The sequence below is a fragment of the Bradyrhizobium sp. MOS002 genome, from assembly GCF_003020115.1.
Lineage (GTDB): Bacteria > Pseudomonadota > Alphaproteobacteria > Rhizobiales > Xanthobacteraceae > Bradyrhizobium.
Window position 1 is genome coordinate 171,211 of record NZ_PYFX01000007.1, and the last position, 14,783, is coordinate 185,993.

Consider the following 14,783-nt stretch of genomic DNA (forward strand, 5'->3'; position numbering starts at 1 on the left):
GTGGCGCTTCGGGTGAAACGCGTGATGAACTCTCTGCTGGCTTTCGGGTCCTGCATTGTGGGAGCCGCTTCTCGGCTTCCAACTCATCGTCGCGATTGCTCCGATTGCACCGAATTTTGGGGCATGACGAGCGGTGCCGCCGGCTTGTAGACTGGCGCGCGATGCGGCCGGTTGCGGCCGCGACTTGCGTGAGGAAGTGAAGATGCAGCGCCGCTACATCACCGTCGACGTGTTCACCGACCGCGCCTTCGGCGGCAACCAGCTCGCCGTGGTGCTCGATGCCGGCGGGTTGTCGACCACGCAAATGCAGTCGATCGCGACCGAGTTCAACTATTCCGAGACGACCTTCGTGCTGCCTCCGCGCGACAACGCGAATGATGCCGAAGTGCGCATCTTCACGCCTGTCAGGGAGCTTCCTTTCGCTGGCCATCCCAATGTCGGCACCGCTTTCGTGCTTGCCTCGATCGCGAAGGAGCCGAAGCCGCGCCTGCGGTTCGAGGAGAAAGCGGGTCTGGTGCCGGTCGATATTGTGAGAGAGCAGGGTCGTGTGATCAGCACCGAGCTCACCGCGCCGCAGCCTTTGGCGCGCCTGTCGCAATTGTCGGCTGCTGATGCCGCGAGCTGCATCTCGCTCAATGCAGACGACATCAAGGTCGACCGTCACGCGCCGCAGGTCGTCAGCGTCGGAACGCCGTTTCTGGTGATTGAGGTGCACTCGCGCGATGCACTGAAGCGGGCGAGGTCTGACGCGGCGGCTTTCGGCAAGGTATTTCCGTGCGACGGCGCGTTCGCGGCGTGGTTCTATACGCGCGATGTGCCCGCGGCGGAGGCGCCTTGCGAGCGACAGGCGCGGATGTTCATGCGGGGCGCCGGCGGCCTCGCCGAAGATCCCGCCACCGGCAGCGCGACGGTCGCCGCGGCTGCGTTGTTCGCCGAGCTCGATGCCACGCGTGATGGCGAATTGAAGCTTACGGTCGGGCAGGGCTTTGACATGGGTCGGCCGAGCCTCTTGCTGACGCGCGTGCGCAAGCAGGACGGCAAGGTCGTCTCGGCCCATGTCGGCGGGCGTTGCGTGCCGATGATGGAAGGGACGTTTAAGCTGGCCGGAGAGGGGTAGGTAGGCGCTCTCTCCCCGTCATCCTGAGGTGCGAGCTCTAGCGAGCCTCGAAGGATGTACGGCCGAGGTGCTGCATTGGCGTCACGCCGTCGTCCTTCGAGGGCCGCTGAAGAAGCGGCCACCTCAGGATGACGGCTACGGCGACAGCTACACCTGCCGCCCCGCCAGATTCTTCACTGCCACCCCATTGCGCTCCTCGATGATCTCCGCGATCATCTGGCGGTGGCAATGGGTGTGGTCGCGCTCGTAGCAGAGCAGGCAGACGGGGCCGGCTTTCTTCACCAGCGCCGAGAGCTCATCCATCTGCTCGCGGGCCTCCGGCGTCTTCAGGTGCTTTGAGAAAACCTTCTCCAGCACATCGTATTGCCCGCTGCGCGCGGCGAGGCGTCCCTCCTTGGGCGTGCCGAGCGCTGCCAGATGGACATAGGCGATGCCGCGTTCGTCGAGCCCTGCGGCGAGCTGCTTCTTGGAAAAGCCGGGCCGGCGCGATGATGTCACCGCGCGCACGTCGACGACGAGCTTGACGCCGGATTGCTCCAGTTCGTCGAGCACGGCCTTGGGCGGCGTCTGTTCATAGCCGATGGTGAAGAGCTTTTTCGCCTTTGCCATGAAACGCCTCAGCTCACCCGCGCGATCAGTTCCATGGCGCCGGCCGGCGCGCGCACCTTGCCCTCGTGGATGACATAGGCGAACACGTCGCGCGGCTCCTTCTTCGGCTTGGCCTTGTCGACCTTCGGCAGGTCGTCGGGTTCGCTTCCCTCGGCCCAGTCCTGAAAACGCTTGGCCCAGGCATCGAGCTGCTTCGGCGGATAGCAGGTCTTGATCTCGTCATTGCCTTTCTGCAGCCGGGCATAGACGAAATCACCGGCGACGTCGGCGATACCAGGATATTTGCCGTGCTCGGCAAACACGACGGGCGTCTCGAATTCGCGGATCAGCGCGACGAAGTCCGGCGTGCAGAAACTGTCGTGACGGACCTCGACGACATGGCGCAGCGCGCGTCCCTCGAGCTTGCGCGGCAACAGCTCGAGGAACTTGCCGAAATCGGCGCCGTCGAATTTCTTGGTCGGCGCGAACTGCCACAGCACCGGCCCAAGATGGTCGCCGAGTTCCAGCACGCCGGAATCATAGAACCGCTTGATCGAATCTCCGGCCTCGCCGAGCACGCGGCGGTTGGTGGCGAAGCGCGGTCCCTTCAACGAAAACACGAACCCCTCCGGCACTTCGCCTGCCCATTTGCGAAAGCTCTCCGGTTTCTGCGAGCCGTAGTAAGTGCCGTTGATCTCGATCGAGGTCAGCTTCGAGGCGGCGTAGGACAGCTCCTTGGCTTGCGTGAGCTTCTCCGGATAGAACACGCCGCGCCAGGGCTCGAAGGTCCAGCCGCCGATGCCGATGAAGATGTTGCCGGATTTTTTAGACGCGGTTTTTGCTTTGGCCACGGGAGGATCTCGGATGACGGGAGGAGGGCCTCCATCCTAATCAAACCAGTTGTGATTGGCCAGTTGCGACGTCCCGTCTAAGGTCGCGACGGGATCTGCGAAAAAAGGAGAACAAGATGCGGATGCTGATGGTGGGAGCGGCGCTCGTTATGATGACATCTGCTGCCATGATATCTTCAGTTATGGCCGACGATGACGATGCCAAGGGTGCGCAGAAGCTCGCCATGCAGGGCCGCGACGATTATTGGCATTGCCTGGCGCGGGAATATTCGCGCGACGGCAATCAGGGCCTGTCGGAACAGGACTTTGGCCGCTCCGTCGCCGGAGCCTGTCCGTCGGAGCGACAATATTACCGGGTGGCACTGCTCGATTATCTCACCACGCAATATCCGGATATCGATGCCGGCGCGCATCTCGCGACCGCGAACAGGGCGGTGGAGGCGGCGCAGAAGGACATCGTGACGGCTTTCGTCAAGCACAAGCCGCCGCAGAAATAGCCCATGGACCGGTGCGTCCGGCAAGCCCTTCCGGCAGCGCGCTCATCCATGGTACTACTGAGCGCATCTGGAACAGGGATGGGTTTCCATGTCGTCTGAGTCGGTGGGGGGCATTTTGGGCGCGATCGTCGCGGCGATCGTGCTTGCGGTGGCTGTCATCTTCGGACCGATCGGCCAATACGGCAAGCCGCCCAGGCCCGCGAAAGTCGACCCGGCCGCGGTTGCGGCGCCGGCGGCCCCTGCCGCGCCCGTGCCGCGAGGGCCCGTGATCAAGGAAGTCCCTAACCAATAGGGGCCTGAAAAAGGCCTCGTTCGCCCCTTGCAAAGCGGCTTTGTCGTTCCTATTTAGCTCCTAACGGCGACGTTGAGCGAAAAACTCCGGCGCTGGAACGACCTTGGAATAGCACAGGCTGCGCCGGATGTACGCGCGGTCCGCCGTTCCGGGGTCGTTGGCATTTTTGGGCCCCTTTTGGGCCGCTCCCCAGAGAACCCCCGGCTTGCTGGCGCAAGTTCTTGTCAGCACAAGTTCTTGCCAGCACAAGTTCTTGCCAGCACAAGTTCTTGGCAGCACAGGACGCGGCGGATATACGCTGCCGTCATGAATGAAGCGATCAGACCGGGCTCCGATACCCAACAGGCGGCTTCGCCGGCGCCGGAATTGTCGGTCGTCGTCCCGACCTTCAACGAACGCGACAACGTCACGGTGCTGTACCGGCGGCTGGAGGCCGCGCTGGCCGGCATCGCCTGGGAAGTCGTGTTCGTCGACGATAATTCGCCTGATGGCACCTGGGACGTGGTGCGCGCGCTGGCCCAGCGCGACAGCCGCGTGCGCTGTGTCCGCCGCATCGGCCGCCGCGGCCTGTCGGGGGCCTGCATCGAGGGCATCCTGGCCTCCAGCGCGCCCTATGCGGCCGTGATCGACGCCGACCTTCAGCACGACGAGACGCAGCTGCCGAAGATGCTGTCGCTGCTCGCGAGCGGGCAGGCCGAGCTCGTGGTCGGTAGCCGCTACATCGAGGGCTACAAGAGCGAAGGCTTCAACAAGCAGCGCGCCGGCGCCAGTGCGCTGGCGACCGAGGTCGCTAGGAAGATGCTGCGGGTCGAGATCGCCGATCCCATGAGCGGCTTCTTCATGGTTCGCCGCGACCGCTTCGAGCAGCTCGCGCCGAAACTTTCCGTGCACGGCTTCAAGATCCTGCTCGACCTCGTCGCGAGCGCGAACGGCACCTTGCGCGCCATCGAAATTCCTTACACGTTCGGTGAGCGCCAGCACGGCGAAAGCAAGCTCGATTCCATGGTCGCGCTGGATTTTCTCGGCCTGGTGCTGGCGAAGTTCACCAACGATGCTGTCTCGCTGCGCTTCCTGCTGTTCGCGATGGTTGGCGGGATCGGCCTCGTGGTGCATCTCACCACCCTGTTCATATCGCTCGAGCTGTTCAAGGAGCCGTTCGCGGAAGCGCAGGCCTCCGGTGCCATCGTCGCGATGACCAGCAATTTCGTCCTCAACAACTTTCTCACCTATCGCGACCAGCGACTGAAGGGCTTTGCGCTGCTGCGCGGCCTGATCGCGTTCTACATCGTGTGCAGCGTCGGCCTGCTCGCCAATGTCGGCGTCGCCTTCTCGGTCTACGACCAGGAGCCGATCTGGTGGCTTGCGGGTGCGGCCGGGGCACTGATGGGTGTGGTGTGGAACTACGCGATGTCCGGACTGTTCGTCTGGCGCAAGAAATAGCTCACGATGGGCGGGTCTGACGCGCGGATCGTCCGCAATACGGCGCTGGTGATCCTTGCGCTGGTCGGCTTGCGGCTCGTTGCGGCCGCCTTCACGCCGATCACCTTCGACGAAGCTTATTACTGGATGTGGTCGCGGAACCTCGCCGGGGGATATTATGACCATCCGCCGATGGTTGCCTACGTCATCCGCGCCGGCACCCTGATCGCGGGCGACACCGAACTCGGCGTCCGCCTGGTCTCGATCCTGCTCGCGCTGCCGATGAGTTATGCGATCTATCGCTCCGCCGCGATCCTGATCGGTGGCGCGCGGGTGGCGGCGACCAGCGCCATCCTGCTCAACGTGACGCTGCTGGCCTCGGTCGGCACGCTGATCGTCACGCCCGATGCCCCGCTCCTGGTTGCCTCCAGCTTCGTGCTGTTCTTTCTCGCCAAGGTGCTGGAGAGCGGCCGCGGCGCCTGGTGGCTCGCGGTCGGCGCAGCCGTCGGCGCGGCGCTCCTGTCGAAATACACCGCGATGTTCTTCGGGCTGGCGATCCTGATCTGGCTCGCTGCCGTGCCGAAACTGCGGCACTGGTTTCTCTCGCCCTGGCCGTATCTCGGCGGTTTCGTGGCGCTTGCGCTGTTCTCGCCGGTGATCCTCTGGAATGCCGATCATCAATGGGTCTCGTTCGCAAAGCAGCTCGGGCGCGCCAGGATCGAGGATTTCCGCCCGGTCTTCATTTCCGAGCTGATCCCGACCCAGATCGCGTTCGCAACCCCGCCGGTGTTCATTCTCGGCGCGATGGGGTTGCACGCGCTGACCTGGCGCCGGGCCGGCGCGCTGGCCTCGCGCGTGCTGATCGAGACGATGTTCTGGACCATTGTCGTCTATTTCGTCTGGCATTCGCTGCATGCCCGCGTCGAGGCCAACTGGTTCGCGCCGGTCTACCCGCCTTTCATCGTCGCCGCGGCCGCCGCCGCCAATCTGGTGCAGTGGAAGCCGCGCCAGCGCCGCCTGGTGGATTTCTGCCTGCGCTGGGCCGCACCCACCGGCATCGTGATGTTTTCCGCGCTGATCGTGCAGGCCAATACCGGCTGGCTGTCCGGTTATCGCCGCGATGCGACCGTGCGCAGCGTCGGCGTCGGCTGGCGCGAGCTCGCTGCCGAAATCGAAGCGGTGCGCGTCCGCAATGGCGCGACCTGCGTGCTTGCGCCGGACTACGGCACGACAGGCTGGCTCGCCTTCTATCTGCCGCGCGGCAGCTGCGTGGCGCAGCAGAACCAGCGCATCCGCTGGGCCAGCATGCCCGAGCCCGATCCAAAGCTGCTTGCGGGCAAGCTGATCTATGTCGACGAGCTGCGCCCTGACGGCCATCCCGCCGTCCACGATCTCTTTGCGAAGGTGACGCAGGTCGCGCAGTTGCAGCGTAAGCGCGGCCCGCTCGTGATCGAGACCTACGGCATCGATCTGCTCGAAGGCGCCAAGGGCGACGTGCTGGACCGCTCGCCACCGCCGGAGGCGCGATAGTTCCGTCAGAACGTCGATGAAGGTTTAGTCGACCATCTCGGCCTTGGTCGTGGCCTGGTTCGGCCCGTCCTGGTCGCGCCAGAACCAGACGGTCACGACGCCGGAGCGGCCGCGGACCTGCGTGAGCAGGGGGCCTGACAGAATGCCGTCGGGAGCGCCCTGGAAGTCGGCCGCATCCAGCAGCGTATCGCTGAGTGCGAGCTGTGCGCCGTTCTGGACGGCAACCTCCATCAACCGGCTCGCGACGTTGACGGTGTCGCCCGTCGCCGTGATGTGCTGATGGCTTTCGCCGAGGCGCGAGGCGACGATCGGACCGAAATGCGCGCCGATCTTGAAGCCGAGCTGATCCCTGATCGCAGGCGGCAACGACGCGATCCAGCGTTCGACGCCGCGGTGCAGGTCGATCGCGCATTTCAGCGCGCGTGCGGGGTCGTCGGGCATTGCGCCGGGCAGGCCGAACAGGATCATGGCGCCGTCGCCGAGAAAGCCGCTGATCATGCCGGCGCAATCGACCGCGGTCTTCTCGATCAACGCGTGAAACGCCCTCAGAATGTCCTGGAGTTCGCCCGGATCGATCCGCTCGCTCAACGCCGTGAAGCCGGAGAGGTCGATGAAGACCACGGCTGCGTCCTGCCGGACGGGTTTCGAGAGGAAATTCGGATCGCGCGCGAGCCACTCCTGCACGGCCGGCGCCTGGAATTGCGCGAGCGACCGGCTCTTGGCCGCGAAATATTGCGTGCGGCGGCCTCCCGCCCACAATTGCACGCCGGCAAAGACCGCAACCGGCGGTACTGCTGCGGCGAGCGTAGTCGCGGCGTTCAGCCAGACACCATGCGTGAACGCGAATAGATTGAAGCCGGCCCAGGCGAACATGACCGCGGCCGCAGCGACGATGCCGAGCGCGCTGCGCCGCCAGGCGAGCAGGCCCACCAGCAGCATCGGCAACAGGATCGCGATGAGCGCGTCGGCGATATGGACCTTGCGGTCGCGCACGATGCTGTCGCCGGCGACCAGATGGGTGATCGCGGTGGAGACCACTTCGACGCCGGGCATCAGGGAATCGAACGGCGTCGGGTAGAAATCACCGCCGCCGGCGACCGAGGCGCCGATCACGACGATCCGGTTCTCGATCGCCGCGCGATTAAGCGTGCCGTCAAAGATGCTTTGCGCGCTGACGGTGCGGATGGTCCGGCGTGGGCCGTAATAGGTGACCGGCAACGCGAAGTCGGTATCGGTGGGCACCGCGCGGTCGCCGAGCATCAGATGGTCCGGCGCGATCGTCAGCGACTTGTCGAGCGCGCGCGCCGCGACCCGCAACGGGAAGGACAGCTCGACCTTGTCGCTGGTCCGGAACAGCATCGGCACCGAGAGCGGCGAGCCCGATTGTCCGGTCGCAACGTTGACGACGCCGACCTCGGCATGATCGGCGAACGCCGGCAAGGGCAGCAGGAAGCGCTCGGCCTGCGGCAGGGCGGCGAGGGGGCCTTGGCCGCTGGTTTCCACGGTCTCGCTGGCGGACGGGAAGATCGCCGCGGCGGCAAGGACCATGGGACCCGTAGCCAGCGTATTTGCCAACGTGGCGTCGCCGATCGCAGCGCTGCGGTCGACCAGCAGCAGGTCGATCGCGACGACCTTCGGCTTGAACTGCACGATGGTGTCGACCACGCGGGCAAGATCGGCGCGCGGCAGCGGATAGCTGCCGCCGCGCTTCACGACGGTGTCGTCGATCGCGACGATGGTGACGAGATCGGGCGGAACCTGCACGCCGCGGACTTGCGTCCGCCAATCCGTCAGCGTCGCCTCGAGGCGATCGAGAAAGCGAAGGTGACCGTTGGCGTGGCCGGCATAGATGCCCGCGCCCCACAGTGCGGTGAGGACCAGTGCCACCAGGATCTGAACGCGTCGGCTGCTCATGTGGTCGTGTTGCAATTTTCTCTGTCGTCCAAATGCTGTTGGCCGAGCCCCGGTGACCCGAACTTATTGGCCTGGTCTTGTTGACCTGGTCTCGTGACCTGGCCCTATTGACCAAGTCTTATTGACCAAGTCTTGCCATCAATGCGTCGACGCGCGGCTGGCCCCATGTCTTGACCGTCAACGGGCCTGTCGCTTCCACGTCGACGCCTTCGCCGCGGCCTAGTACCACGCGGCGTCCGCCGCTCCTGCGGCTCACGCCGACGCGGCCGTCGGCGACGAACACGGATGTCTTGGCCTCCGCGACATCGACCGCCCATTTCGTGCCGCGCACCGCGGCAATCGCCTGCGGCGTCAGCACCTTGAAGGGGGTGCCGCCGGGCTTCCTGGGCACCTCGACCAGCAGCGCTTTGCTGCTCAACTCCACGGAGTCTATATGTCCGTCGCGGTTGGCGTCCTTAAGTTCAAATCTGGCACCGCTTTCGGCAACGATCGTGATGCCGTTGTCGCAGCGCCAGGTCTGCGTGCCGGCAGCAGACGGCGCCGCCGTGCAGCCAACATTGGCAGCAGGCTGGGCAATCGCATGTCCGATCAACAGAAACGACCCCGCCAGAGCGAAAAGCCCTGCGCGCGCGAACTCTCTCATGCCAGCCTCCGTTTGCGTGCTCGGCACAGTTCAATGCGATGTCGATACGGTACCGTATCACACGCAGAGGCTGCTGAAAAGTGCCGGTCTCGCAGCTATTTCCTCGCCGCGGCCTTTTCCAGACTGCCGCGATCAACTTTCGGTCAGGGCGCCGTGCCGCGCGGGCGCCCCGTGCGGTGCGTGAGTGGCGTGCCACGAGAGGTGGAAGCGGGCTATTGCGCACCAGCCTCACGCAATGCTTCCCCGTTAACGTCCGGGTATTGAAGACCACGAAAACGACTTGGTTGGTGCGTTTAGAGATGCGCCCGGAGACGTCCGCCGACGGTGCTGAACCGGCCGAGAATTATGGTTAACAGCTTCGCCTAAGTCCGTAATCCTGCGGGCTTTTTCTCGAAATGGCACAGCGTTAGCGACTTGCCCTACATCCGCCCGAACTTAATCCGCATTTAACTAAAAGTGGCCTTAATGACGCTCCGACCCTCTGCGAGATGCTGTTGCCGGATCGTGACCAGCGGCGCTTCGAAGGGGGACTGAGTGACACCGTTCTGGACGCAAGGCGAATGAGTACGAGTATCGCTGCGCAAGGTATCGCGGCACGGAAGTCCAAAGGGTTCTCGAGCAATTCTTATCGGAAGCCTTCCCGGAAAATGACCACGCAAAACGTGCTTGGCGCCGCCGTGATCGGCTGCGTCGTGCTTGGCGCCGGCTGGACCATCTACAGCAACATCTTTGCCGCCAGCGTCTATCCGACCGTCGGCAGCAGCGGCTACGACGAGCCCGTGATCAAGCGCGCGCCCAGGGTCGCGCTGCGGGAGGCCGGTGAGGCCGTCAAGGAAGCCTTTGCGCTCTTGCCCGACCGGTTGCAGGTGGCAGCGCCGATCTCGCGCGAGATGTTCAACGATCGCTTTGCTGCGGCTGCGACCCAAGGCGTGACATCGAATGCGGCGGGCGCCGCGCCCGCAACCAAGGTCGCCGAAGCCAAGGACGCGCCGAAGCCGAGCGTGATGGCAAGGGTCGCGGAAGTCCTGAAGCCAGGTCCCGCCAAGATTGCTGACGCTGCGAAGTCCAAGCGCGGCGCCGACGCGCCGGTGCAACTTGCCTCGGCAGATCCGGCCGAGATCGTGCCGGCGCCTGAGGCGAAGCCAAAATCCTTCGCCGATCGCGCCAAGGCCGCGGTGATGTCGGTCACCGGGCCGCGGCAGTCGATGGTGGAAAAGCTTTGGGGCAAGCGCGAGCCGTCCGGCGGGCTGCTCGCCTATGCCTCGGCCGACGCCAGCGTCACCGCTTCCATCGCGCCGAAGGAGCAGAATCCCATGCTCGGCGGCTCGGCGCCCTACGACCGCTCCACCGCGGTTTACGACATCAGCGCGAAGACGGTGTATCTGCCTGACGGCACCAAGCTCGAGGCACATTCCGGCCTCGGCTCTAATCTCGACGATCCCCGTTCCTCGCGCATCCGCATGCGTGGCGTGACGCCGCCGCACATCTACGACCTGAAGCCGCGCGAAGCGCTGTTCCACGGCGTTCCGGCGCTGCGCCTGACCCCGATCGGCGGCGAGAGCGCGATCTACGGCCGCGACGGCCTGCTCGCGCACACCTTCATGCTCGGGCCGAATGGCGACTCCAACGGCTGCGTGTCGTTTAAGGACTATTACGCGTTCCTCGACGCCTACCGCAACAAGGGCATCCGTAGGCTCGCGGTGCTGGCGCGGGTGGAGTAGGCCCAGTCAATTCGAGATCACGCAAAAGGGCCGCTTGCAGCGGCCCTTTTCTTTTTCCGCTTCACGGGTGCTTTCTAGCCCGGCCAGCACTGCCCGCCGCCGTCGATCCGCAGCACCTGGCCGGAAACGAACGCGCCCATGGGACCGGCGAAGAATTCGACGACGCGCGCGACCTCGTCGACGGTTGCGATTCGGTCGAGCGTGCCTGTCTCGACCATTCTGTCGGGGTCCACCGCGCGTGTCCCGAGGAAGCGGCCGGTACGGGTATCTCCGGGCGCGATGCAGTTGACGGCGATATCGTAGGGGCGGAGCTGGTCGGCCAAGCATCGCGTGTAATGGGTCACGCCGGCCTTCGACACCGCATAGATCGAGCCCTGGGTACGCCCCTTGAAAGCCGCGACCGAGCCAAGCGTGACGATGCGGCCGCGTCTTCGCTCCATCATGCCGCGCGCGACCGCCTGGCATGTCAGGATGGTGGAGAGCAGATTGCGCTCCAGCACCGCGCGCACATCGGCCTCCTTGATGTTCACCGCATCGTTCGGATCGGGCTTGCCGCCGCCGGCCGCGATATCGCCCCCGGCATTGTGCACGAGAATGTCGATCGGGCCGAGTGCCGCTTCGGTCTCCGCGATGACGCGAGCGATGTCCTCGCCCTTGGTGAGATCGCCGAGCACGCGCTGGCTGCGAACGCCGAATTCCCGGCCGATCTCGGCGGCGACCGCGGTGAGGGTGGTGCCCTCGCCATATTCGGCCGGCCCGTTCTCGCGCATGCCGTGGATGGCGACGTCAGCGCCGAGCGCGGCAAGCTTCTCTGCAAACGCGCGGCCGAGCCCGCGCCCCGCGCCGGTCACCAGCGCAACTTTGCCTGCCAGAATCTTGTTGGTGTCATGCGATGTCATGATCTTGTTCCTGTTATGAATGTCAGTCGGCTGCGAGATCGAGGCCGATCGCCAACGCCTGCACGAGGCACATCGGTGCGACAAGCGTGCGCAACGCAGGCTCAGGCATATCCTGGATCTCGAACACGACGCTCGCGCCCTCGACGATCGGGCTCAAGAGGCTGTCGGTGATGGAAATCGTGGGTACGCCCCGCGCGACGAGTTCAGGAAACAGCCGCGCCGTATCCGGATAGTAATTCCGGAAGCTGATCGCGACCAGCGCGTCCTCCGTGGTCGCGGCATGCGACTGCTCATGGATGCTGCCGCCGGTGCCGTCGAGCAGGACGACACGCCGTCCCAGCTTGCGCAGTACGTAGGCCAAATGAATCGCAACTGGAAACGAGCCGCCGAGGCCGAGCAGATAGATGTCGCGCGCCTTGGCAAGGATCGCGGTTGCAGCGTCGAGTTCGCGCGCATGCACGGACTGGCTCAGCGTGACCAGTGCCGATTGGGCTTCCGAGACGAAGCGCGACAAGACCGCGGCCGGCTGGCGGCCGAGCACTGACTTCTCCTGGCTCTTCATGCGGGCGAGACGCGCCTTGTAGCTTGGCGCGACGCCGGCAACGAGGCGTGAGCGGAATACCTGCTGCATCTCGGTGAAACCGCCGAACCCGAGCGCATGCGCGAAGCGAACGATCGCCGACGGCGGGACCCCTGAGCGCTGCGCCACCTCCGCCACGGTGCCGAGCGCGACATCGGTCGGATGGTCGAGCACGAACTCCGCGATCTGTTGCAGCCGGCCGGACAACGCCCGATGCCGCTGCGCAATCGCGCCGCGCAGTTCGTCATAACTCATGGCGCCAGCCGCCTTGTTCATCGAGTCGATCTCCGGATCGGTCGCCTGTTTAACGGCATTTCACGGTTTGGATCAAATATTCTACTTTACATAGTAGATGGAATGAATATTCTAATCTCACAAAAAAGCAAAAGACTTCGAAAACGGGAGGACACGATGAGAGGGCGTCAGATCTCACGGCGAAGCGTTCTGAAGGGCAGCTTGATGGCGAGTGTCATCGGCGGCACCGGCAGCTTCTTCGGCCCGTGGCGGCAGAATCATGCCTGGGCGCAAGGCGCGAAACCGATCAAGCTTGGGCTGACCTGCGATGCCAGCGGTCAATACGGCAACAGCGGCCAGGATGATTTCCGCGGCATAAAGATGGCGATCGACGAGATCAACGCCAAAGGTGGCGTACTCGGGCGCCAAGTCACTTTCATCACGGCGGACACCGAGACGACGCCAGCTACCGGCAGCCGCGTCGCCGAACGTTTCATCACCCGTGAGGACTGCACCATCCTCATCGGCGCGCTGCATTCGGGCGTCGCCAACGCCATCACGCAGGTCGCCAGCAAATACGGTGTGATCTACATGAACACCAATTCCTCCGCGCCGAGCGAAGCCGGGGAGAACTGCTCACGCGTGAAATTCGTCTGGGACGGCAACGGCACCAATTTTTCTAAGGCGTCGGTCAAGAACGCGGTCGATTCCATCGGCAAGAACTGGATGCTGCTGACCAACGACTATGTCTGGGGTCACACGACGTCTGCCGCGACCAGGACGCAGGTCGAAGGCGCTGGTGGCAAGATCATCGACAATCTGCTGGTGCCGCAGAACACGCGTGACTTTACCGCCTATCTGCTGAAGATCCAACAAGCAAAACCCGATGTTGTGGCGACCGCGGTTGGTGGCGACGACATCAAGGCACTGCGCGAGCAGGTGGCGCAGCTCAAGCTCGACGGCAAGCCGGCCTGGATCAACAACCAGCAGGACTGGCCCGATGTGTGGGGCGCGCCCGACAGCCTGTTCGGCGTGTTCGGAACGACGTGGTATCACAAGCTGCCGCTGCCCGGGGTCGCCGAATTCGTCAAGAAGTGGCAGGCCGCCAACAAGGACGGCCCGATCCCGGTGCCGGGCAACGTCTCCTACAACGGCTATATGTCCACGCGCGAACTGCTCCGCGCGATCGAGCGGGCAGGCTCGACCAACAACGTCAAGATCATCAAGGAGCTCGAGAACCTGAAGGTGTCGGCGACCGATCGCATGCAGCATTTCGACGCCTACATGGATCCGATGACGCACCAGATGCAGCAGACGATCTATCTGGCGCGGCGCAATGCCAAGCCGGCCGACAATACCGATCTGTTCGAGATCATCAGCTGGACGGAGCCGAAATCCGCCGCCGACGACGCGGCACCCGGCAAGTGCAAGCTCACGCCCTACGAGCAGGTGCCGACCGTCGACTCCTAGAGACGGCGTGTCACGCCGCAGAACGAGCGGCGCGCATCTCGTGCGCCGCGCGCCCGGGACCATCGGCGTCCCGGGTGAGACATGCCAGTTGCGAGAGCCCAAACCTTGTTCGACCTTCTTCCGCATCTCCTGAACGGCCTGACGCTCGGCCTGTTGTTCGCGCTGATCGCACTCGGCTTCATGCTCATCGTCGGGCTGATGGAGCAGATCAATCTCGCGCACGGCTCGCTGTTCGCGCTCGGGGCTTATATCGCCATGCAGCTCACGGGGCCGCGCCCGCCATTGCCGATAGAACTTGCGAAAGCGTGGCTCGCGCTGCCGCTGGGCTGGCGCTATGCCGCCACGTTAATCATCGCGCCCGTGATCGTGAGTCTGGTCGGCATGCTGATCGAGCTCTGCATGCGGCGCACTTATGGCAAGGATCCGCTGTACGGGCTGCTCCTGACATTCGGCGCCGCGATGGTGATCGAGGAGATGATCCGCCTGGTCTGGGGCACGCGCGATTACGTGCTGCAGGTGCCGTCCGCCATCAATGGGGGCTTCCCGTTCGGCGACCTGATCTGGTCGACCTATCGCTTCTACGCAGCGGGCATCGCCGCCGGGGTCATCGGCCTGGTCTGGCTGTTGATCGAAAAGACCTCGTTCGGCGCGACGGTCAAGGCCGGCGCGCATGACAGCGAGATCGTGCGCGCCCTCGGTATCAACCTGTCACGATTGCGGCTCCTAGTCTTCGTGTTCGGCACGATGCTGGCCGCGATCGCGGGCATCATCGTCGCGCCGATCTGGGGCATTCGCCCGCATATGGGCGTCGATGCCGTCATTCCTGCGTTCCTGGTGATCGTGCTCGGGGGCGTCGGCAGCTTTTGGGGTGCGGTCGTGGCGGGTCTCATGGTCGGGCTGTGTGTCGGTCTCGCCGGCGCCTACGCGTCCGAATGGTCGCTGTTGTCGATGTACATCTTGCTCGTTGCCGTCGTGACGTTCCGCGCGCGTGGCCTGTGGGGCAAGAAGAGCGTGCTCGAGGCCTAAAG

Annotated in this window: 14 protein-coding genes; 8 read left to right on the forward strand and 6 right to left on the reverse strand. The window is 64.5% G+C overall.

Going from position 1 to position 14,783, the window contains the following annotated elements; genetic code table 11:
• Window positions 1-202 precede the first annotated feature (202 nt).
• The gene (locus C7G41_RS22235) at window positions 203-1,117 is read left to right on the forward strand and encodes a PhzF family phenazine biosynthesis protein (protein WP_106944670.1); all 915 of its coding nucleotides are present in this window, start codon (window positions 203-205) and stop codon (window positions 1,115-1,117) included.
• 147 nt (window positions 1,118-1,264) lie between these two features.
• Here the strand turns inward: C7G41_RS22235 and C7G41_RS22240 are convergent, their stop codons facing one another.
• Together C7G41_RS22240 and C7G41_RS22245 are read right to left on the reverse strand one after the other, a co-directional pair.
• On the reverse strand, window positions 1,265-1,726 hold the full coding sequence (locus C7G41_RS22240) for a DUF488 family protein (protein ID WP_106944526.1): 462 nt from the start codon (window positions 1,724-1,726) through the stop codon (window positions 1,265-1,267).
• 8 nt (window positions 1,727-1,734) lie between these two features.
• Entirely contained in the window at window positions 1,735-2,556 is an 822-nt protein-coding gene (locus tag C7G41_RS22245) for a DUF72 domain-containing protein (protein ID WP_199198536.1), read from the reverse strand.
• Between the two features lie 116 nt (window positions 2,557-2,672).
• Here C7G41_RS22245 and C7G41_RS22250 point away from each other — a divergent pair, with 116 nt between their 5' ends.
• From C7G41_RS22250 to C7G41_RS22265, 4 genes are all read left to right on the forward strand, one after another.
• Window positions 2,673-3,053 carry a hypothetical protein gene (locus C7G41_RS22250; protein WP_106944528.1) on the forward strand — a complete coding sequence of 127 codons (381 nt, stop codon included), beginning with the start codon at window positions 2,673-2,675 and terminating at the stop codon, window positions 3,051-3,053.
• Between the two features lie 88 nt (window positions 3,054-3,141).
• Window positions 3,142-3,345 carry a hypothetical protein gene (locus tag C7G41_RS22255; RefSeq protein WP_106944529.1) on the forward strand — a complete coding sequence of 68 codons (204 nt, stop codon included), beginning with the start codon at window positions 3,142-3,144 and terminating at the stop codon, window positions 3,343-3,345.
• A 306-nt stretch (window positions 3,346-3,651) separates the two neighbouring features.
• Window positions 3,652-4,785, forward strand: a complete 1,134-nt coding sequence (locus C7G41_RS22260; RefSeq protein ID WP_106944530.1) for a glycosyltransferase family 2 protein — start codon at window positions 3,652-3,654, stop codon at window positions 4,783-4,785.
• Window positions 4,786-4,791: 6 nt separating this feature from the next.
• Entirely contained in the window at window positions 4,792-6,294 is a 1,503-nt protein-coding gene (locus tag C7G41_RS22265) for a glycosyltransferase family 39 protein (RefSeq protein ID WP_106944531.1), read from the forward strand.
• Window positions 6,295-6,318: 24 nt separating this feature from the next.
• Here C7G41_RS22265 and C7G41_RS22270 read toward each other — a convergent pair whose 3' ends face one another.
• Together C7G41_RS22270 and C7G41_RS22275 are read right to left on the reverse strand one after the other, a co-directional pair.
• The gene (locus C7G41_RS22270) at window positions 6,319-8,208 is read right to left on the reverse strand and encodes a CHASE2 domain-containing protein (RefSeq protein ID WP_106944532.1); all 1,890 of its coding nucleotides are present in this window, start codon (window positions 8,206-8,208) and stop codon (window positions 6,319-6,321) included.
• A gap of 118 nt (window positions 8,209-8,326) precedes the next feature.
• Window positions 8,327-8,851: a FecR domain-containing protein gene (locus C7G41_RS22275; protein ID WP_199198537.1), complete on the reverse strand. Its 525-nt coding sequence runs from the start codon at window positions 8,849-8,851 to the stop codon at window positions 8,327-8,329.
• A 647-nt stretch (window positions 8,852-9,498) separates the two neighbouring features.
• On the opposite strand from C7G41_RS22275, the gene C7G41_RS22280 reads away from it, so the two are divergent.
• The gene (locus C7G41_RS22280) at window positions 9,499-10,572 is read left to right on the forward strand and encodes a DUF2778 domain-containing protein (RefSeq protein ID WP_199198538.1); all 1,074 of its coding nucleotides are present in this window, start codon (window positions 9,499-9,501) and stop codon (window positions 10,570-10,572) included.
• A gap of 74 nt (window positions 10,573-10,646) precedes the next feature.
• Here C7G41_RS22280 and C7G41_RS22285 read toward each other — a convergent pair whose 3' ends face one another.
• Together C7G41_RS22285 and C7G41_RS22290 are read right to left on the reverse strand one after the other, a co-directional pair.
• Window positions 10,647-11,471, reverse strand: a complete 825-nt coding sequence (locus C7G41_RS22285; protein ID WP_106944535.1) for an SDR family NAD(P)-dependent oxidoreductase — start codon at window positions 11,469-11,471, stop codon at window positions 10,647-10,649.
• 22 nt (window positions 11,472-11,493) lie between these two features.
• A complete protein-coding gene (locus C7G41_RS22290; protein ID WP_106944536.1) occupies window positions 11,494-12,327 on the reverse strand; it encodes a MurR/RpiR family transcriptional regulator in 834 nt (277 codons plus the stop codon).
• 183 nt (window positions 12,328-12,510) lie between these two features.
• Here C7G41_RS22290 and C7G41_RS22295 point away from each other — a divergent pair, with 183 nt between their 5' ends.
• Together C7G41_RS22295 and C7G41_RS22300 are read left to right on the forward strand one after the other, a co-directional pair.
• Window positions 12,511-13,755 carry an ABC transporter substrate-binding protein gene (locus C7G41_RS22295; RefSeq protein ID WP_106944537.1) on the forward strand — a complete coding sequence of 415 codons (1,245 nt, stop codon included), beginning with the start codon at window positions 12,511-12,513 and terminating at the stop codon, window positions 13,753-13,755.
• Window positions 13,756-13,860: 105 nt separating this feature from the next.
• Window positions 13,861-14,781 (forward strand): branched-chain amino acid ABC transporter permease, encoded by a 921-nt coding sequence (locus C7G41_RS22300; protein ID WP_106944538.1) that lies wholly within the window; start codon window positions 13,861-13,863, stop codon window positions 14,779-14,781.
• Window positions 14,782-14,783: the final 2 nt, after the last annotated feature.